The 18,986-nt window shown below is 69.7% G+C and carries 16 protein-coding genes and 1 riboswitch; of the genes, 9 read left to right on the plus strand and 7 right to left on the minus strand.

What is annotated here, in order from left to right; all coding sequences use genetic code 11:
• Positions 1-96: 96 nt before the first annotated feature.
• Genes QM624_RS03750 through QM624_RS03765 form a run of 4 tightly spaced genes read right to left on the minus strand, consistent with a single transcriptional unit; the run spans position 97 to position 5,163 of the window.
• The gene (locus tag QM624_RS03750) at positions 97-1,833 is read right to left on the minus strand and encodes an HlyD family efflux transporter periplasmic adaptor subunit (protein ID WP_415088862.1); all 1,737 of its coding nucleotides are present in this window, start codon (positions 1,831-1,833) and stop codon (positions 97-99) included.
• Positions 1,833-3,062: an ABC transporter permease gene (locus tag QM624_RS03755; RefSeq protein ID WP_415088864.1), complete on the minus strand. Its 1,230-nt coding sequence runs from the start codon at positions 3,060-3,062 to the stop codon at positions 1,833-1,835. Before QM624_RS03755 ends, QM624_RS03750 begins: the two co-directional genes overlap by 1 nt.
• Positions 3,062-3,871 (minus strand): ABC transporter ATP-binding protein, encoded by an 810-nt coding sequence (locus tag QM624_RS03760; RefSeq protein WP_415088866.1) that lies wholly within the window; start codon positions 3,869-3,871, stop codon positions 3,062-3,064. The genes QM624_RS03755 and QM624_RS03760 overlap by 1 nt, the downstream gene beginning before the upstream one ends.
• A complete protein-coding gene (locus tag QM624_RS03765) occupies positions 3,868-5,163 on the minus strand; it encodes an efflux RND transporter periplasmic adaptor subunit (protein WP_415088868.1) in 1,296 nt (431 codons plus the stop codon). The genes QM624_RS03760 and QM624_RS03765 overlap by 4 nt, the downstream gene beginning before the upstream one ends.
• A 244-nt stretch (positions 5,164-5,407) precedes the next feature.
• Here QM624_RS03765 and QM624_RS03770 point away from each other — a divergent pair, with 244 nt between their 5' ends.
• The 5 genes from QM624_RS03770 (at position 5,408) to QM624_RS03790 (ending at position 11,451) form a co-directional block, all read left to right on the plus strand.
• On the plus strand, positions 5,408-6,049 hold the full coding sequence (locus QM624_RS03770) for an HAD family hydrolase (protein ID WP_415088870.1): 642 nt from the start codon (positions 5,408-5,410) through the stop codon (positions 6,047-6,049).
• 243 nt (positions 6,050-6,292) lie between these two features.
• Positions 6,293-6,418, plus strand: a riboswitch (FMN riboswitch).
• 85 nt (positions 6,419-6,503) lie between these two features.
• The gene (locus QM624_RS03775) at positions 6,504-7,268 is read left to right on the plus strand and encodes an ABC transporter permease (protein WP_298129335.1); all 765 of its coding nucleotides are present in this window, start codon (positions 6,504-6,506) and stop codon (positions 7,266-7,268) included.
• Between the two features lie 36 nt (positions 7,269-7,304).
• Positions 7,305-8,324: an ABC transporter substrate-binding protein gene (locus QM624_RS03780; RefSeq protein WP_415088873.1), complete on the plus strand. Its 1,020-nt coding sequence runs from the start codon at positions 7,305-7,307 to the stop codon at positions 8,322-8,324.
• A 284-nt stretch (positions 8,325-8,608) separates the two neighbouring features.
• Positions 8,609-10,792, plus strand: coding sequence for a sensor histidine kinase (locus QM624_RS03785; RefSeq protein WP_415088875.1), 2,184 nt, complete (start codon positions 8,609-8,611; stop codon positions 10,790-10,792).
• On the plus strand, positions 10,789-11,451 hold the full coding sequence (locus QM624_RS03790; RefSeq protein WP_415088877.1) for a LuxR C-terminal-related transcriptional regulator: 663 nt from the start codon (positions 10,789-10,791) through the stop codon (positions 11,449-11,451). The genes QM624_RS03785 and QM624_RS03790 overlap by 4 nt, the downstream gene beginning before the upstream one ends.
• A 102-nt stretch (positions 11,452-11,553) precedes the next feature.
• Here QM624_RS03790 and QM624_RS03795 read toward each other — a convergent pair whose 3' ends face one another.
• The 3 genes from QM624_RS03795 to QM624_RS03805 form a co-directional block, all read right to left on the minus strand.
• Complete coding sequence (locus tag QM624_RS03795; protein ID WP_415088879.1) at positions 11,554-13,371, minus strand: M48 family metallopeptidase; 1,818 nt, start codon at positions 13,369-13,371, stop codon at positions 11,554-11,556.
• Between the two features lie 51 nt (positions 13,372-13,422).
• Positions 13,423-14,079: a transglycosylase SLT domain-containing protein gene (locus QM624_RS03800; protein WP_415088881.1), complete on the minus strand. Its 657-nt coding sequence runs from the start codon at positions 14,077-14,079 to the stop codon at positions 13,423-13,425.
• 229 nt (positions 14,080-14,308) lie between these two features.
• Positions 14,309-14,554, minus strand: a complete 246-nt coding sequence (locus QM624_RS03805) for a PLDc N-terminal domain-containing protein (RefSeq protein ID WP_415088883.1) — start codon at positions 14,552-14,554, stop codon at positions 14,309-14,311.
• Between the two features lie 113 nt (positions 14,555-14,667).
• Here QM624_RS03805 and QM624_RS03810 point away from each other — a divergent pair, with 113 nt between their 5' ends.
• The 4 genes from QM624_RS03810 to menD all read left to right on the plus strand — a co-directional run.
• The gene (locus QM624_RS03810; RefSeq protein WP_415088885.1) at positions 14,668-15,762 is read left to right on the plus strand and encodes an AMP-binding protein; all 1,095 of its coding nucleotides are present in this window, start codon (positions 14,668-14,670) and stop codon (positions 15,760-15,762) included.
• Entirely contained in the window at positions 15,763-16,641 is an 879-nt protein-coding gene (locus QM624_RS03815) for a 1,4-dihydroxy-2-naphthoate polyprenyltransferase (protein WP_415088887.1), read from the plus strand.
• Positions 16,642-17,622 carry an o-succinylbenzoate synthase gene (locus QM624_RS03820; protein WP_415088889.1) on the plus strand — a complete coding sequence of 327 codons (981 nt, stop codon included), beginning with the start codon at positions 16,642-16,644 and terminating at the stop codon, positions 17,620-17,622.
• A partial coding sequence (menD, locus tag QM624_RS03825) for a 2-succinyl-5-enolpyruvyl-6-hydroxy-3-cyclohexene-1-carboxylic-acid synthase (RefSeq protein WP_415088891.1) occupies positions 17,619-18,986 on the plus strand: 1,368 nt, incomplete at its 3' end. The genes QM624_RS03820 and menD, both read left to right, overlap by 4 nt.

Consider the following 18,986-nt stretch of genomic DNA (forward strand, 5'->3'; position numbering starts at 1 on the left):
AACGCGTTGAATTATATGGAGAATGCCGGGAATCATCCACCCCGGAATGTCACCCGCGCGAGTGACCATCGGCGAGTCGTCCTACAGTGCGGCCATTCAGCGGCTGGCGGACGGCGACGGTGCGGTCGAAGGCACCGCGCCGCCGGATCCGGTGGAGGGCTGGGCGGCAGCGCTGGCCGAGGCCGAGGCGCGGGTGGTGGTCGTCGTCCGGCGTCCGGTGTTGTTCGTCGGCAAGGCGGCGGTGTTGTCCGCAAGAACGACCAGTTCGCCGGCGGTCAGCCCCTTGGTGATCTCAACCCAGCCGGCACCCACGGCACCTGTGGTGACGTCGACGCTGCGGGCGGTCTCGGCCCGCGCACTGTCGACCACCTGCGCGGTGCCGGTTCCGCTCCCGGTCGGGGTGAGGGCGGACGCGGGCACCCGCAGCACGCCGGTGGCCGTCCGGACCGGAATGCTCACCGATGCCCGGGCCCCACTGGCCAGCAGTTCATCCGAATCGGCCACCGTCACCGTGGTGGTGTAGGTCGGGGTGTCGCCGGCGGTGCCGCTGGTCTCGATCGCACTGATGGTCGTCACCGTTCCGTGCAGCGTGGTGGCTGACCCGGCGGGGGAGACGCTCACCTGCTGTCCGGTCGCGATCAGGGTGCGGGTCTTCAACGGCAGTTCGACCTGCACCTGCGCGTTCCCGCTACCCACGATGGTGATCGACCCGCTGCTGGCCGAACCGCCGGCCTTGAGATCGACACTGCCGATCGTCCCCGAGATCGGGGCGACCAGTTCGGCATGGTCCAGGTCGTCCTGCGCCGACTGCAGATCCTGTTCGGCCTGCAGCAGCTTCGCCTTCGCCGACGCCACCTGCGCCGCGCTGACCTTCGGGGTGCTGCTGGTGTTGTTCGAGCCGGACGACGAACCGCCGCTCCCACCCGAACCAGAACCCGAACCGTTCGACGAACCCGAGCCGGGGCGCTGGGTGGTCAGCTGCTTCACGGTCTGCTGCAGCGCGACCGTGGCCATCTGCACCTCGGCCCGCGCCGCCCCGCACGCCTTCAGTTGGGCATTGGTCGGGTTGTTGCGTTCGATGACGTCCGCCTGGTTCTTCACGCTCGCCGACGGGCTGCTCGATGCGGTGCCGGTCGGCGTCGCGGACGCCGACGCGCTCGGGCTCGCTGACCCGCTCGGCTCGGTCGACGGCGATACCGAAGGACTGGGCTGGGCGGAGGGCGTCCCGCTGGGCGACGGCGATGCGGACGGCTCCGGCGACGGCGAGGCGCCGAACACCGGCGCGCACACCTTCGACTCGTTGCCGACCGCAGTGGTCACCCGCTGAGTGATCTTGAGCAGCACGGCCGGGTCGATGGTGACCCCGGTGGACGCCTTGCTCTTCATAGCTGACGATCCCGATCCCTGGGCCTTGCTGGCCGACGTCCCGGTCCGGTTAGCCGACGTACCGGTACTGGCGCTGGACGGGTGCTGCGCCGAATAGAGCGACGCCTTGGCCTCCGCCACCGACGTCTCGGCCTGCAACACCGCGAGCTGCAACGGCCCCTTCTTCAACGTGGCCAGGACATCGCCGGCCGTCACCGTGCTGCCGACGGAGGCCTGGACGCTGCTCACCGTGCCGTCCACCGCGAAGGACGCCGTGGAGGTGTTCGTCCTCGTCACAGTGCCCGAAGTGGTGTAGGTCTGGGTGACGTCCCCGGTGCCGACGGACGCCGTCACATACCGGGCGCGTCCGGACGGCGACGCGAACGCCACCCCGACGCCGACCGCGGCCACCACGGCCAAGGCGCAGCCGGCGATGATCACCGCGCGGAGCCGCTTGTTGCGGACCATCATTCACTCCTCAATGCGTCGATCGGCGCCAGTTTCGCGGCGCGGGTGGCGGGGTAGACGCCGGCGACCAGGCCGATGCCCAGCGAAACGGCCAGGGCGATCAGGGTGGCCGGCACCGAGATGGCGACGCCGATGCCCAGCGCCGGGGTGAGCACCAGGGCGCCGAGAATGCCGATGGCGACACCCAGCAGGCCGCCGAGCACGCCGAGGATGCCGGCCTCGACCAGGAACTGTTGCCGGATCACCGCCGGGGTCGCGCCGAGCGCCTTGCGCAGTCCGATCTCACGGACGCGTTCGCTGACCGACACCAGCATGATGTTCATCACCCCGATGCCGCCGACCAGCAGCGAGATGCCGGCGATGCCGCCCAGCAGCAGCGTCAGCACGCCGGTGATGGAGGTGGCGGTCTCCACCAGTGACGCCTGGGTGCTGACCGAGAAGTCGGCGTCGTCGGCGGTGGTCTGATGCGCGGCCAGCAGCGCGGTGTTGACCTGCTGGTAGGCGGCGGACAAGCTGTCGCCGTCCTTGCCGGACAGGTAGATCGACGACACGCTGTTGGCGCTGCCCGAGGTCGACAGCCGCGCGGCGAAGGTGGTCAGCGGCACCACCACGGTGTCGTCCTCGTTGCTGGTCAACGACGACCCGGCCGAGGCCAGCACGCCGATCACGGTGAACGACTGGCCGTTCACGCTCACGGTCTGGCCGACCGGTGAGCCGTTCGGGAACAGTTCCTCGGCGGTGGTCGAGCCGATCACCGCCACCGGTTGGGCCTGATCGAGTTCCTCGGTGGAGAAGAAGCGTCCGGCGTCCACCTCGCGGGCGCGCACGGTCTGCCAGGCCGGCACCGTCCCGGTCACCGTCGAAGTCCAGGTGGTGGACGCCGACTGCAGCGATCCGGACGTCGTCGACACCGGTGCGACGGCGGCGATGTCGGGGGCCACCGTCGGATCGGCGAGCATGGCGGCATCGGCGGTGGTCAACGTGGAGACCGAGCCGCCACCGCCGCGGAAACCGCCGGTCGAGGTCGACTGGCCCGGGGTGACGATGATCAGGTTCGAGCCGAGCGCACTGATCTGCGAGGTGATCTGCTGCTGCGCCCCTTGTCCGAGGCCCACGGTCAGCATCACCGCGGCGATGCCGATCAGGATGCCGAGCATGGTGAGCAGCGACCGCATCCGGCGCGCGTTGAGTGCGGCGACCGCCGTCCGGACGGTCTCGGTCCACTCCATCACCGGTCGCCCTCCCCATTGGAATCGGTCCAACTGGAATCAGTCCAGCTGGAATCCGTCGCAGTGAGCGGCTCGATCAGCGTGCCGCCCGACCCCTGAAAGGGGAGGGGCACGGTGGTTGCGCTGGCCAACGCGTCGGTCGAGTTGAGCAGGCCGTCGCGGATGAACACCCGCTGCCGGGCGTGCTGGGCGACGTCCAGTTCGTGGGTGATCATCACGATCGTCCGTCCGCCGGCGTTGAGTTCGGCGAACAGTTGCAGGATCTCCTCGGTCGAATGGGAATCCAGGTTGCCGGTGGGCTCGTCGGCGAGCAGCAGAGCCGGGTCGGTGACTATGGCACGCGCGACCGACACCCGCTGCTGCTGGCCGCCGGAGAGTTCGCCCGGCCGGTGATGGACGCGATCGCCCAAGCCGACCCGCTCCAGTGCCACCATCGCCCGTTCGCGGCGTTGGGCGGGGGCGACGCCGGCGTAGATCAGTGGCAGCTCGACGTTGCGCAGCGCGGTCAGGCTGGGCAGCAGGTTGAACTGCTGGAAGACGAAACCGATGGTCCGGTTCCGCACCTGCGCCAGCTGCTTCTCGGTCATCGACCCGACGTCGTTGCCGTCGAGTTCGTAGCTGCCCGAGCTGGGCACGTCCAGGCAGCCGATGATGTGCATCAGGGTGGATTTGCCCGAACCGGACGGCCCCATGATCGCCAGGTAATCGCCCTCGTCGACGGCCAGATCGATGCCGCGCAACGCCTCGACCTGGACGACGCCGGTCGAATAGGTCTTGCGCACGTCGACCATGCGCAGCATCGGGGTCATCGTCCCGGCCTTCCGTTGCCGCCGCCGGTTCCGCCGCCCGGAGGCTGGCCGCCGCCGAAGCCGCCCCCGAATCCGCCTCCACCGAAGCCGCCGCCCTGGCCCTGGTTCTGCTCGGCCCCGGTGCTGCTGGTGGCGCCCGGACGGGTGAAGCTGATCTGCACGCTGTCGCCGGCGCTCAGGCCCTTGGTGATCTCGGTCGCGGTGCCGAACACCCGGCCGGTGGTGACCTCGACGGTGGAGGTGGCGGTGCCGTCCACCTTGGTCACGACGCTCTTGCCGTTCTCGGTGCGGATCGCCGCGGTCGGCACGGTCAGCACGTCCGGATAGCTGCCGGTGGTGATCACGCCGGTCGCGGTGGTGCCCGAGAACAGGTCCTTGTGGGTGCCGGAGAGGTTGATCACCACCGGGAAGGTGGCCGCGCCGTCGCTGGACGAGGTGGCCACGATGCCGACCGAGGCGACCTTGCCCTTGATCGCCTCCGTGCCGCCGGCAGGGGTGACGGTCGCCGCCTGGCCGGGCTTGAGGCTGCCCAGGTCGGCGCTGCCGACGGTGCCTTCGAGCTTCCAGGTCGAGGTGGAGATCACGCTGAACTGGGCCGTGCTGGAGGAGGTCGAGGTGCTGCTGCTCGTCCCGGACTGGCTCGATGACCGGCCGGACGTGCCGCTCCCCGAGGCACCGCTGCCGGAGCTGCCGCTACCTGAGGTTCCGGCGCCCGAGACGCTGTCGCCCTCTTCGGCGGACACCGAGGCCACGGTGCCGGCGATCGGGGAGCGCAGCACGGCGGCCGCCAGGTTCTGCTGGGCGCTGGTCAGGGCGGCTTTGGCGGAGGCCACCTGCGCGTTCGCCGAGGTGATCGCCGCCGAGCTGCCGTCGTTGTCGACGACCTCGGAATAGTTGGCGCGCGCGGTGGTCAGATTCGCCTCGGCGAGGTCGACCTGGTTGACCAGCTCGGTGTCGTCGATCCGGGCCAGCTTCTGGTTCTTCTTGACCTTGTCGCCGGCCTTCACATAGACGTGGGTGACGGTGCCCGAGACGGCGAAATTGACGTCCGACTGCTTGCGGGGGGCCAGTGTGCCGTCCACGCTGACCGTCTGGGTCTGGGTGCCGACGGCGGCCTGGACCGTCCGGGTGAACGCCTGCGGCTGGGTGTTGCGCGCCGGACGCAGCAGCAGGAAGGCGCCGAAACCACCGGCGATCAGTACCACGACGGCGACGGACAACCACAACCATTTCCGTCCGGACATGCGGAGGCGGCGCTTCTTGGTGGGCGCCGCCGGTGATTCAGTCGACATCTGTATGGGCTCCTCGGCGATTGCTGCGTCGAAAAGCTAGGAGTCCAACCTGTGCGAGCGCTGTGTGGTCGCGTGCCGGACGCTGTGGCCGGAGGTCACCGCCCCGTCCCTCGGTCACTGGGGACGGTTCTCTTGGTCACCGGGGACGGTTCCGTTGGTCACCGGACGCATCGACGATTGGTCGGAGCAGTCGTCCCCACGACCGGAAGAGCCCTGCCCAGCAGGCGATCGGTAGGCTGCGGGCATGCAGCGACCAGATCCCGTCCGTGCCGTGGTGTTCGACTTCGACGGGTTGTTGGCCGACACCGAGAAGCCCTGGGGGGTGGCCGAGGCAGCCATGTTCACCACCCGCGGGCTGGTCTACGGCGATGCCGAGAGGCACCTCTTCCTGGGTGCGGCCTGCGAAGATGCCGCCGCTATCATGGCCGAGCGCTTCGGTGAGCCCTACCCGGACGTCCTGGCCGAGTTCGTGGGACGCGCTCGGGATGAGCTGACCGCCGGTTCTGAGCCGATGCCGGGAGCCGTCGATCTGCTGAGCCAACTGCGGTTGCCGTACGCGATCGCGAGCAATACGCCGCGTGACCTGCTCGACCTGTCGATCGTCTCGTCCGGGCTGGCCGAACTGGTGCCGTTGTCCGTCTCGGCGAGCGAGGTTTCCGCACCGAAGCCGGCACCCGACGTCTACCTGCGAGCCTGCGAACTGCTCGGCGTCGTGCCGTCCGAGGCTGTCGCGTTCGAGGATTCCCGGACGGGTGCAGCCGCAGCTCGCGCCGCCGGCCTGTGGGTCGTGATGGTGCCGTCAGGTCCGCATGAGGCCGAGGATGCCCATCTGATCCTGGACGCCCTGAACCACCCTGATCTCGCGGACGTGCTGCCCACCGCTTGACCTGTGTCGTCACAAGGCACTTTCTGAGACTTCCACCGCCCGAGTCCGTGGTGTCCAAGAGAACCCGTCCCTGGTGTCCGAAGGAACCGTCCCCGGTGTCCGAAGGAACCGTCCCCGGTGACCGAAGGAACCGTCCCCGGTGACCGAAGGAACCGTCCCCGGTGTCCGGGAGAACCGTCCCCGGGTGTGCGAGTAGGCGGACGACTGGTGGGCGGGGCTCGAGCGCGGCATATACTGACCCGCGATCGTGCTCCGGGGTCGGTGTAAGTCCGAACCGGCGGTGACAGTCCGCGACCCGCTGCTTGCAGCGGTTGATCCGGTGGAATTCCGGGACCGACGGTGAAAGTCCGGATGGGAGGCAGCACGAACGGCAGTTGTCGACGACGGCTGCCGTCGTAGGCGCATACTCTCTGCGCCGAACCCCGGACGCGCGCCTGCGGACCGGAGGATGACGATGAGCCAGCTGAGCCCCCAGCGTCGGCGCCTGCTTGCGCCCGCGCTGCTCGGCGTCGTTCTGCTCGCACTCTGGGCGCTGATCGCCGCCGCCGCGTCCCCGATGATGCTGCCCGGACCGGGCGCTGTGCTGATCCGGCTGTTCGAGGACGCCGTCAGCGGCACGCTATGGCCCTACCTGGCGGTCACCTTCGGCGAAGCGCTCGGCGGCTGCCTGCTCGGTTCCGTCGTCGCTCTGCCGCTGGCCGTGGCGATCCACCGCTCGGTGTGGTTCTCGGACGCCGTCCAGCCGTTCCTGGGCGCCACCCAGGCCATTCCGGCGATCGCGCTCGCCCCGCTGCTGGTGCTGTGGATCGGCTACGGACTCGTCCCGGTGATCGTGCTGTGCGCCCTGATCGTGTTCTTCCCGATCCTGGTGGCGGCCGTCGTCGGCCTGCGGATGGTGCCCCGCGACGTGGTGGACGCCGCCCGCAGCGACGGTGCCGGCAGCGTCGCACTGCTGCGCTACATCGAGGCCCCGATGGCCCTGCCCGCACTGCTCGGCGGGTTCAAGAACGGCTTCGCGCTGAGCGTCACCGGTGCCGTGGTGGGCGAAATGGTGATGGGCGGCAACGGCCTGGGCACGGTGCTCACCGTGCAGCGGGACGCCGTCGACACCGCCGGCATGTTCGCCACCATCGCCTGGCTCTGCCTGATCGCAGCCGGCGCCTACTCGTTGATCACCTGGTGGGAGCGCCGCTCCGCCATCGTCGAGGCCCTGAACTGACCGGCCCCGAACAGAAGCCCTGAACCGAGGAGACCCATGCATCGCCGAACCCTGCTGACCGCCGCACTCGCCCTGGGACTGGCCGGCTGCGCGCCCGCTACTACACCCAGCAGCAGCCCTACGCCGTCCGCCCCGATCGCCCCCGCCGATCCGGTCCGGGCCACCATCGGGTTGAGCTACATCCCCAACGTGCAGTTCGCGCCGTTCTACGTCGGCGAAGCCAAATCGCTGTTCTCCGACGTCGCCGCGCAGGTCAGCCTGCGCCACCACGGCGCCACCGAGGGCATCTTCAACGCCCTCACCTCGGGTGCCGAGGACTTCCTGGTCGCTGCCGGCAGCGAGGCGATGCAGGCCCGGGCGCAGGGGGTGGACGTGATCGCCGTCGGCGCCTACTACAAGGCGTTCCCGGTCAACATCATCGTGCTGGGCAGCTCGCCGATCCAGAAGCTGGCCGACCTCAAAGGCAGCTCGCTGGGCGTGCCCGGCCGCTACGGGGAGTCCTGGTTCGCCGTCCAGGCCGCCCTGCAGACCGCCGGGCTGACCGAGAAGGACGTCACCATCGTCGAGGTCGGCTACACCCAGGTGGCCGCGCTCACCGGCAAGAAGGTGGACGCCATCGTCGGCTTCAGCACCAACGAACTGGTCCAGTTGCGGGCCAAGGGCGTCGAGCCCAGGGCACTGCCGGTCGCGGACGGCACGGTGCCGCTGGTCAGCACCTGCCTGCTCACCTCGTCCGCCTACGCGGCGGCGAACCCCGAGGTGGTCCGCCAGGTGGTGGCCGCGACCAGCCGGGCCATCGAGGCGACCGCCGCCGACCAGAAGGCGGCGATCGACATCTCCGCCTCCCAGATTCCGGGCTGGACGGAATCCGCCCGACCCAACGCCGAAGCCGTCCTGGCCGCGACCATCGACCTGATGGAACTGACCGGCGGCCGCTTCCAGCCCGCCCTGGACGCCACCCAATGGCAGGCGATGGCGTCCTTCCTAGCCAAGGCGAAGTTGGTCTCGAAACCGGTCACCGCGCAGGACGCCTTCAGCAACGACTACGCGGGGTAGCGGCCCGGCCCAGATCCGACGTTCGCCCGGACGAGCATGCTCCCCTACCCGGCCGTCCGGGATGGCCGGCAGCGGCCCGCTGATCGGGCTCTCTGGCACCGCCTCGGAGGCCGATGGCAGGATGAGCCCATGCAGGGCGCGTTTTCGGGGGAGTCGTTGCGCGCCCTGACCTGGTTTTCGCCGATGCGGCACCATTGCGGGCTCGGCGGCGCCTAGTGACGTCCCGTCGTAGCGCTGGGCACCTGGGCAGGGCTGATTCTGCCCGGGGTCCGAGCGCGGCCGGATTGCGGCTCGGCCTGGCCCGAGCCGTCGCGCTGACCTGCCTCGCCACCCTCATTCCGGCCCTGTTCCTGGCGTTCATCCAGTTGCCGCATCTGCATCCGTTGTGGCTGGCGACCGTCGGCGGCGGCATCGTCGGGTTCAGCCTGCTGCTGCCGGTCTACGCGTGGTCGTTCGGTGACGTCCGCTGGCTGTGCGGAGCGTACGCGCTGGTCAGCCTGCTCGGGTTGGCCACCTGGGTCTGGGCATGGACCAGTCCACTGAAGGCCAACCATGCGCCCTGGCTGTGGATGTGCGTGGGGATCGCCGCGGTGTGTGCGGCGATCGCGACCACGGTGCCACTCGGTTTCGTCTACACCGTTGTCTCGGCGCTGGTTTTCGGCGCCGTCCGGATGACCCGGTCCGGGGGCGATCTGAGCGCACTCGAGGCGATGCAGGACGTGCTGACGCTGCTCGTGCTGCCCACCGCGCTGCTGCTCCTGATCAGGTTCTTCGCCAACGCCGTCGACGAACTGGACGCCACCACCGCCGATTCGCAGCAGGTGGAGGCCGACCGGGCCATCGACCGCGCCCTGCATCAGCAGCGCACGGTGCTGGACGGCATCATCCACGACCGGGTGATGACGACTCTGGTGGCGGCCGTGCAGACCGATCAGTCGCGTGGCGAAGTGGCCGAGCTGGCCCGGACGGCCCTGGACGCGGTCGCCGACGCGGGCTCGGCACCGGACGGTGCTCAGCCGCTCGATCTGCACCAGCTGGCCAGGCTGATCGAGGACATGGTCGACCCGGTGTGCCCGCAGGCCGAAGTGATCGTCGACGCCTCCAGCGATGACCTCACGGTGACCGCGGCGGTCGCCAGTGTGCTCGGCCAGGCGGCGCGGGAGGCGGCGCTCAACGTCAGCCGGCACGCCGAGGCCGAGAACTGCACGATCACGGTGTCCGCCCGGATGGATCGCAGCGACCAGCAGGTGCGGGTCGACATCCGCGACGACGGCAAGGGCTTCGACCCCGAGGACCTGCCCGAGAACAGGTTCGGCATCCGGGTGTCGATGCGCGAACGGCTGACCCACATCGGGGGCACCGTCGACATCAGTTCGCGTCCTGGCGACGGCACCCGGGTCAGCCTGCTGTGGGTGGGACGCGAGCAGCGCAGCGCCGACGCCGCCGCCCGTCGCCGGGTCTCGCAGGCGCTGCGCTCGGTGCTGCGGGTGGAGATGTTCGTCTTCCTGGTCTGGCTGATGGTGGGCGTTCAGGTGCTGGTCGGCTGGCTGGCCTCCTTGGGCGAGGACGGCGAGTGGACGCCGGTCGCGCTCGGGCTGGCGGTGTTCGCCACCGCGGTCGCGCTGTGGCGCGCGGGGGAGCGCCGGATCAGCAATCTCGGTGCGATCGTGGTGGTGCTCTGCCTGGCGGTGATCTCGGAACTGGCGCATGTGCCGATGCCGGCCGCGCGCGGACTCGGCTACGGCAGTTGGCACGGCACGGTCGTGATGGTGCTGTTGATCACGGTCCTGGTGCGGGGCCGCCGCGAGATCGCCTGGGTGGGGCTGGGCGTGTTCATGGTGCAGGCGCTGATCTGGACCTACGGCCACGACCTCGGCCCGTACGTCTTCCTGGACATCGTCTTCGGACCGCTGCTGTGGATGGTCCTGGCCACCCTGGTGGTCCGCGGCGTCCGGTCGATCGGCGAGCAGTTGGTGCGGGTGCGCAGCATGTCGCGGCAGAACACCCAGGCGATGGCCGAGAGTTTCTCGAAGCTGGTGCTGCGTGAGGTGTGGCTGGCGGAACTACGCGCCCAGATCGGACCGCTGCTGCAGAACCTGGCCGATCCGGCCCACCAATTGAGTGCTGAGGAACGGGACGCCTGTCGCGTCCTGGAGGGCCGGCTGCGCGACGCCCTGCGCGCCGGAAACCTTGTTTCACAAGGGGTGTCGGACGCCATCCAGGCCGCCCGCGGACGTGGTGTCGAAGTGGTGCTGGTCGACAATCGCGGGTCGCGACTGCCCGAAACGGTGCGGCGTGAAACCTTGCGGCAACTGGAGCGGTTGGTGCGTGATTCGACCGGCGGACGGATCGTCGCCCGGACGGCGCCCGAGGGTTATGCCGAGGCGGTGACTATTCTGCGGGTCGACGCCGAACGTAACCTCACTACTATTGATGAGGCCGGAACCGTCACTGTGAGGAAGACATGACCGATACCCCCATCATCCGGACCGCGATCATCGACGATCACGAAGCGATCCGTTTGGGGATCGGGGCTGCCCTGCAACAGCACGCCTCCGGGCATGTGCGGGTGGTCAGTTCGCACGAAACGGTGGACACATTCCTGGCCGATTCGGTGGACGCCGACGTGGTGATGCTCGACCTGTCACTCGGCGACGACTCGGATCCCAAGGACAATGTCGAACGGCTCGCCGAGGTCGGCTACCGGATTCTGGTCTATTCGATCGCCGACAACATCAGGCTGGTCCGGCGCGCACTGGCCGGCGGCGCCGACGGCGTCTGCCGCAAAGCCGAACCGATCGCCCAGACCATTGAGGCGCTCGCGGCGGTGGCCAACGGCCAGATGGTGCTCTCCCAGGAGATTCTGGCCGCCATCGAATCGGACACCAGCTATGTGGCGGCCAACCTCGGACCGCGCGAACGGCAGGTGCTGTCGCTGTATGTGGCCGGCCTGGAGATTCCCGAGGTCGCGCAGCAGTTGTACATCACCGAGAACAGCGTGAAGGAATACCTGAAACGCATCCGGGTGAAATACACCCAGGTGAACCGCCCGGCGAACAACAAGCTGGAACTCTTCCGGCGGGCGATCGAGGACGGGATCATTCCGCCGGTGGAACGACGCAACTGACGCCGCCGTCCGTCGGTCGAGCTTGTCGAGACCCGTGCTCGTCCCCGTTGGTCGAGCTTGTCGAGACCCCTTTTTCTGCCGCGTTCCGCTCTTCGCGTGACCTCAGCGGGCTCGTGGCGCGGCCAGGTAACCCAGCGCCTGCGCCACTGCCCCGGGGGAATCCACCAAGACCGTCTCCAACGTGCCGGTCATCGTCAGCGACGTGCCATCGGCCAGCGTGATGGTGATCCGAGGCTTGACCTTTCCGGTGACGTCGGCGTTGGTGATGCTGGCGGCGTCCCACCAGAGCGTTTCGGTGTGACGTCGGACGGCATCAATGCCTTCGGCACGCGCGCGATACAGACGGGGGTACTGATGCTTGTCCGCGAACTGTTCCTTGTTCTGTTTGACGGTCTCTTTGTCGAGCGGGGGGAGCGCGAGCAGGCCGGTGGTCCAGAAGTGGACGTCACGCCGTCCGTCCCATGGCCCGGTCAGGTGGCTTCCGGCCGCCATCCACTGCGGCACGTCCGTCGTCGCGCGGGCGTGCGCCACATCCACACCGAGCGAGGTCAGCCAGGCGCGCAACTGACCACTGTCACGGGTCTGCGCCGCCGATGCGATCCGGTCGTCGATGTCCAGGTCGGATCCGTCGGGCCCCGTGAAGCGGGCCGCCCCGGACCAGGACGGCAGCACCCGCGCCGCGCCGACAGCCAGCATCGCCGAAAGAACCGGGGCGAAGAGTGCCGCCTGGACAGCATCCGGCGACAGACCTTCCGCGGGCCGCTCGATCAGGGTGAGCAGCGACTGCAGGCCGCCGTCGCCCACACCTTGGCTGCGCGCCCGCGCGCTGATCTGCTCGGCTTCGGCGTCCACCTGTTGCCGCATGCCGCGGACGATCACCTCGTCCCACGACGCCAACGGCCACTGCTGGATCGCCAGCTCGCCCTCCGCGGCGTCCAACCAGGCCCCGCCACCGGCCAGCAAGTCACAGGCGGGCGTCGAAGCCTCCGGCGCTGGTACCGGTTCGACGGCGCCGGCCTGGGCGGCCTGCTGGAAGTGAGCGATGCGCTCGCGGAGCGGTGGATGGGTGTCGGAGGCGCGCTGCTTCTCAGCCGCCAGCATCCGATCGATTGCGGGCTCGAGTGCCTCGGCGTTGGCCGCCATGAACCGGTGCATGGCCTCACGGACGGGCGCGCGGCGGCCGGCGAGTTCGAAGAGGCTCAGGTAGTTCTCGGTGACCACCTGCCAGGTGAGGTCCGCCCGGACGATCGCCCGCATCGCTTCGGTCGATGTTCGCGCACCGGCCGCCGCCACCGACAACTGGTCGGCGCGCAACTCGGCCTCGCGTGCCGCCGGCCCGGCGGCGAGCGCGTAGAGACGGGCGTACAGGCTGAAGAACCACCGCCACATCACGCCCGACTTCTCGCGCACCTGTTCGAGCAACACCAGGCGGCGCACGATCCGGGCGGACGCAGCGGTGTCGCCGCCGGCGAAATGGCCCAACTCGTGGGCCAGTACCGCGCGCAGTTGGCCACGCGTCAGGGTCGCGAGCAGCGGCAGACCGAGCTCGAGTTCACGCCGGCCGGAGGCCTCCGAGACTGACGCGTTCACCTCGGGCACCATGACGATCCGGGACGGCGGCGCCGTCTGGGCCAATGCGGCCAGCTGGTTGACTTCCGCCCACAGCGCGGGGTGTTCGTGGGCGGGCAATTCGACACCGCCGGCGGGTTTCGACTTGTGGCTGACGGCGGCCCGAATGCCGAAGAACAGAGCGATGGCCAGCGGGATCGCGAGAATGCGCAGCAGCGGAAATATTCCACTTCCTCCGAAGTAGGCGTTACTTGCGCTGACCACCGCGACGATGACGCCGACAATAAGGCCGACGGTGACAACAGGGAACAGCCACAGCACCAATGCGGGGGCGAAACGACGAGAAGCCACAACCGAACTGTAAGGCCTTCCAGTTGAGGCCGCTCGCAGGAATCGGGTGGTTCAGTACCAGCCGGCTCCGCGCTTGAACGCCCACGCCGCGCACGGCGTCCCGTAGCGCTCCTTGATGTACTTCAGGCCCCACTTGATCTGGGTGGCGGGGTTGGTCTTCCAGTCGTCACCCTCGCTGGCCATCTTGTTGGCCGGCAGCGACTGCGGAATGCCGTAGGCGCCCGAGGTCGGGTTGGTGGCATTCCATTTCCACTGGGATTCCTGGGTGAAGATCTTGTTCACGCAACTGAACTGGTCCTTGCCCCAGTCGTATTTGTCGAGCGCGATCTTCTTGGCGATGTCCTTCGGCGGAGTCTTCTTCGGGTCGTAGCCGAGCTTCTTCACCTTGTCGGCGTAGCGGATCTTCTTCTCGGCGGCGGCGCGCTGCTTCACGAAGTCGCCGGCCTGCAGGCTGCGTGCCCGGGCCGCGATCTCCGCCTGAGCCTTGGCGAGCGCAGCCTCTCGGCTGTTCAGCGTCTGCGCGACTTCGGGCAGCAACTCCGGACGCTGCTGCTCGCGTGAGGTCTGATCGGTGCGCCCGTCACCGGACGGCGCGACGGGCGTCGGCGGATCCTGCGGCAATGGCGCGGCCTGGGCCGACCCGGTCATCCCGGCGCCGAGCGTGAGGGCAGCGACCACCGCGACGACGGGACGGATGAGTGACGGCACCAGTCGAGAGTGCCACACGAGACTGAGCGAGTGAAGGTCGCGATCCTCGCCTTGAGGGAACGCTGAGGCTGTCTTGAGGTCCCGCCGAGGGAACCGGCCACGTCATCTCGGGCTCGCCCGTCGTCCCGGGCCCGATCCGGGATCTCGAATCGGGTGTCCACGGCTGTCAGAGATCCCGGCGTTCGCCGGGATGACGAAAGAGTTCGCCGGGATGACGAAAGAGGTGCGGCTAGAGGCCGCGCAGGAAGTCCGGGTCGTCGTCGGGGGCGCGCGGACGGTTGGGCGGCGGCTGGCGACGCTGCGGACGTCCGGCGATCAGCCAGCCGATGGCGCCGACGCCGGGCAACAGGATGATCAGGGCGACCCACAGCCAGCGCGGCAGCAGACGGACGTGGTCGGGGTCGGCTTGGGCGACCTCGACGAGGCAATACACCACCAGCAGAGCCAGTAGCACCACCGGAAGCACTCGTCCCATGCATTCAATCTACCCGTTGCGCATAGGGCTCCATGCCAGCGCGATCACCCCTCAGGGGTGAGTTGTGCGGGCACCGTCCGGCGGTGTCAGTTGTCGCCGTTAGGGTGATTGATGTGCGTACCCGGTTGATCAGCGGTCCGGCCGTCCCGGCTGCGGTCGCCGAGGTGCTGGCCGGCGGACCACCGGTCGCCGTGGTGGCCGATGAGGCGTCCGTGCCGCCGTCCTGGGATCTCGCTCACAGCCCTCTCGAAGCGGACGCCGCGGTGCTGGTCGGCACCTCGGGGTCGACCGGCGAACCGAAGGGTGTGCTGCTCACCGCGGACGCGATCCGCGCCTCGGCTCAGGCGACGCACCAACGCCTTGGCGGCACCGGTCACTGGGTGTGTCCGCTGCCGTTGCACTATGTCGCCGGCCTGATGACCGCGGCTCGTGCGGCGGTCGCCGGTACCCGGATCAGCGTGGTGCCGTCCGATCTGTCGGAACTGCCTCTGCACGAGGGCCGCAACTATCTCTCGGTGGTCGCGGCCCAGCTGCACCGCGCTCTCGACGATCCGGACGCGGTGGCCGCGCTGACCAGGTTCGATGCCGTCCTGGTCGGTGGTTCCGCGATTCCGGCACCACTGCTGGCGCGTGGCCGCGAGGCGGGCATCACCCTGGTCGCGACCTACGGCATGGCCGAGACCTGTGGCGGCTGCGTCTACGACGGGGTGCCGCTGGACGGCGTCCGCATTGATCTCGAACCCGACGAGCGGATCACCATCACCGCCGACAGTGTCTTCTCCGGTTACCGGCTGAACCCGGACGCCACCGCAGCCGCGCTGGACTGCAGCGGCGCCGGACGCACCCTGCGCACCCACGATCGGGGCCGCTGGTCCGACGGTCGGCTGCAGGTGCTCGGACGCCTCGACGACGTGGTGATCACCGGCGGAATCAACGTCGACCTGGGCCGGGCGCAACGTGCTGCGGACGCAGTCTTCGGACCCGGTGCCCTGGTGCTGCTCGGGGTACCGGACGAGCGTTGGGGGACGGTGATCGCCGCCCTCACAGAACTGCCGCTCACCGTCGACGACTGCCGGGCTCGGCTGGCCGGGCGGCTGGAGCCGTCGGCCATTCCGCGGCGGCTGCGCCGGGTCGCTGGCCTGCCCCGAACGTCCACTGGCAAGATCGATCGGCGGAGCCTGCGCCGGTTGTGGGCCGAAGGGAGCTGAGTGGCGACAACGAGTCAATGGCTGGAAGGTGCCCGCCTGCGGACCCTGCCGGCCGCCGTGTCCCCGGTGCTGGCCGGCAGTGGGATCGCCGCCTTCGAGAGCGACTTCTCCTGGCTGCTGGCGCTGCTCTGCCTGGTCGTCGCGCTGGCCCTGCAGGTGGGCGTCAACTACGCCAACGACTACTCCGACGGCATCCGCGGCACGGACGCCGACCGGGTCGGCCCGATGCGGCTGGTCGGGTCGGGTGCCGCTGAACCCCGCACCGTGAAGCGGGCGGCGTTCAGCTGCTTCGGGGTTGCTGCCGTCGCCGGCTTGGCATTGGTCATCCTCAGCCAGCTGTGGTGGCTGCTGGCCGTCGGGGTCGCCGCGATCGCCGCGGCCTGGTTCTACACCGGCGGACGCCGTCCCTACGGCTACCTGGGGCTGGGCGAGTTGTTCGTCTTCGTCTTCTTCGGACTGGTCGCCGTCGGCGGCACCGTGCTGGTGCAGGTGGAGGCGACGCCGCCGGCCACCTGGGCGGCTGCGGTCGCGATCGGTGCACTGGCCTGCGCCATCCTGGTCGCCAACAACTTGCGCGATCTGGCGGGGGACGCCGCGTCGGGCAAGCGCACCCTGGCCACCCGGCTCGGCGATCGGGGCACCCGGTGGTTCTTCGCGGTGCTGGTGGTCGTCGCGCTCGCCGCTGTGGTGGCGGTGGCGGCGCTGACCACCTGGTGGGCGTTGCTCGGCCTGCTCAGCGTGGTGCTGCTGGCCGGACCTGTCCGGGTGGTGTTCACCGGCGGTGCCGGGCGGGCGCTGATCCAGGTGCTGAAGCTGGTCGGGCTGGGCGAACTGGTTGCGGCGGCCGGGCTGGCGCTCGGCCTGTTGATCGGGGCCTGAATGTCGGTTCGTGAGGGAGCGTCGTCGGTCGAGCTCGTCGAGGTCCGCACCTTCGATGTGCCGCTGACAACGCGGTTCAGGGGCGTCACGCGACGTTCCGGGATGTTGGTCCAGGGGGCAGCGGGCTGGGGTGAGTGGAGCCCGTTCCCCGAATACCAGCGACCCGAGATCGACGCCTGGTGGCGGGCGGCAGTCGAGGCCACTGTCGAAGGCTGGCCGGCGCCGGTGCGGTCCCAGGTGCCGGTGAACAGCATCGTCCCGGCCGTGGACGCCGAACGTGCGGGCGCCTTCGCGCTGGCCGGAGGGTGTCGGACGGCCAAGGTGAAGGTCGCCGAACGCGGCCAGGAGTTGGCCGACGATCTGGCCCGGGTGGAGGCGGTGCGCGACGCGCTCGGGCCGTCCGGACAGGTACGGATCGACGCCAACGGCGCCTGGGAGGTCGACGAGGCCGTCCGAGCGCTGCGGGAACTGGCCCGGTTCGAACTCGAATACGTCGAGCAGCCGTGCGCCACCGTGGAGGAGTTGGCCGAACTGCGGGTCCGGCTCGCCCGGGCCGGCATCGAGGTGCCGGTGGCGGCCGATGAGTCGATCCGGCGCTCGGGTGATCCGGAGCGGGTGGCCGCGCTCGATGCGGCCGATGTCGCGGTGCTGAAGGTGCAGCCGCTGGGCGGCGTCCGGCGCTGTCTGGAGCTGGCCGAACGGCTGGGCATGCCGGTCGTGGTGTCGTCGGCGCTGGAGAGTTCGGTCGGCATCGCCGCCGGTGTCGCACTGGCCGCCGCGCTGCCGGAACTGCCGTACGCCTGCGGGCTGAACACCGTCGCGCTGCTCGCCCAAGACGTGGTCGACGAGCCGCTGATCGCCGTCGATGGCGCGATCGAGGTGCGCCGGGTTGCCCCCAGCGGGGATGATTGGCGGGCAGCGGACGAACTGGACCGGTGGTGGCACCGGCGGCTGTCCGACGTGGAAGAGGGGATCAGGTGAGTTCGTCGCGGTGCGCCGGCACGATCGTGGCGCAGCTGTGCGCGCAGGGCCTGACCGACGCCGTGCTCGCCTCCGGCTCCCGCAGCGCACCCCTGGCCCTGGCGTTGGCTTCGGCTGAGGCCGAGGGACGGCTGCGGCTGCACGTCCGCTTCGACGAACGCAGCGCCGGCTTCCTGGCGCTCGGTCTGGCGAAGGCGTCCGGACGCCCGGTGCCGGTGCTGACCACCTCGGGCACCGCGGTCGGCAACCTGCTGCCGGCGGTGATGGAGGCGCATCACAGCGGTGTTCCGCTGCTGGTGATCAGCGCCGACCGACCGGCCGCGCTGGTCGGCGTCGGCGCCAACCAGACCACCGATCAGGCCCGGCTCTTCCAGCCCTTCGTGCGCTGGTCGGCGCGGGTGTCCTCGACGGCGTCCGAAACCTCGTGGGCGGCGCAGACCGCGCGGGCCTGCGTGCTGGCCGCCGGGGTCGGCAGCTGCAACCCCGGACCGGCACACCTGAACGTGGAACTCGATCAGCCGCTGGTCGGCGGCGAGGTGGCACTGCCGGAGTTGGCTGCGGTGGTGCGGGAGCCCTCTGGGGGCTCTGTGGCGGCGCCGTTGGTGGCTGGCCTGTGCACGGTGGTGGTGTGCGGTGACGCTTCGGTCGCCGTCGGACGGCAGGCGGCTCAGCTGGCCCGATCAGGAGGCTTCCCGCTGGTCGCGGAGCCCTCGAGTAACGCGCGGGACGCGGCGTTACGGACCGGATCGCTGCTGCTCGGTTCGGCGTTGGCCGCCGAGGTGGAACGGGTCGTCGTGTACGGGCATCCCACCTTGTCCCGGTCGGTGAATCGCCTGCTGGCCAGGGACGATGTCGAGATCATCGTGGTCAGTGCAGCCCCCGAATGGCCGGACGCAGGCTGGCGGGCCACCCGGGTGGTGCCGGCTCTGATCGCCGAGCCCGGGGATGCCGGGTGGCTGCGGCGCTGGCAGGCGGCCGATGCTCTGCTCTCTGCGCGTGTGGACGAGTTGGTGGCTGGGCAGGCTGTGTTGACCGGTCCTGCTGTGGCGGCGGCGGTGGTGGCGTCCGTGGGGTCGGGTGTGCTGATGCTCGGCAACAGCCAACCGATCCGGGACGCCGATCTGGCCTGTGGTGCGGGTGCTCGAGTGTTCGCCAACCGCGGCCTGGCAGGCATTGACGGCACGACCTCGACCGCGGTCGGTGTGGCGCTGGCGTCCGGTGAGCCGGTCACGCTGTTGTGCGGTGACCTGACCTTCCTGCACGACGCGAACGGCCTGGCCGCCGGGCTGGGCGAGCGCCGTCCGGATCTGCGGATCGTGGTCGCCGACGACTCCGGCGGCAGCATCTTCGCCACCCTCGAATAC

The organism is Micropruina sp. (genome assembly GCF_047606365.1).
GTDB lineage: Bacteria > Actinomycetota > Actinomycetes > Propionibacteriales > Propionibacteriaceae > Micropruina.

What these genes read in the sequence shown, in the direction of transcription:
- QM624_RS03805 (WP_415088883.1), bottom strand. Translation starts at nt 14,554, where the DNA reads ATGGGACGAGTGCTTCCGGTGGTGCTACTGGCTCTGCTGGTGGTGTAT.
- QM624_RS03790 (WP_415088877.1), top strand. Translation starts at nt 10,789, where the DNA reads ATGACCGATACCCCCATCATCCGGACCGCGATCATCGACGATCACGAA.
- QM624_RS03820 (WP_415088889.1), top strand. Translation starts at nt 16,642, where the DNA reads ATGTCGGTTCGTGAGGGAGCGTCGTCGGTCGAGCTCGTCGAGGTCCGC.
- QM624_RS03755 (WP_415088864.1), bottom strand. Translation starts at nt 3,062, where the DNA reads ATGGAGTGGACCGAGACCGTCCGGACGGCGGTCGCCGCACTCAACGCG.
- QM624_RS03760 (WP_415088866.1), bottom strand. Translation starts at nt 3,871, where the DNA reads ATGACCCCGATGCTGCGCATGGTCGACGTGCGCAAGACCTATTCGACC.
- QM624_RS03775 (WP_298129335.1), top strand. Translation starts at nt 6,504, where the DNA reads ATGAGCCAGCTGAGCCCCCAGCGTCGGCGCCTGCTTGCGCCCGCGCTG.
- QM624_RS03780 (WP_415088873.1), top strand. Translation starts at nt 7,305, where the DNA reads ATGCATCGCCGAACCCTGCTGACCGCCGCACTCGCCCTGGGACTGGCC.
- QM624_RS03765 (WP_415088868.1), bottom strand. Translation starts at nt 5,163, where the DNA reads ATGTCGACTGAATCACCGGCGGCGCCCACCAAGAAGCGCCGCCTCCGC.
- QM624_RS03770 (WP_415088870.1), top strand. Translation starts at nt 5,408, where the DNA reads ATGCAGCGACCAGATCCCGTCCGTGCCGTGGTGTTCGACTTCGACGGG.
- QM624_RS03750 (WP_415088862.1), bottom strand. Translation starts at nt 1,833, where the DNA reads ATGGTCCGCAACAAGCGGCTCCGCGCGGTGATCATCGCCGGCTGCGCC.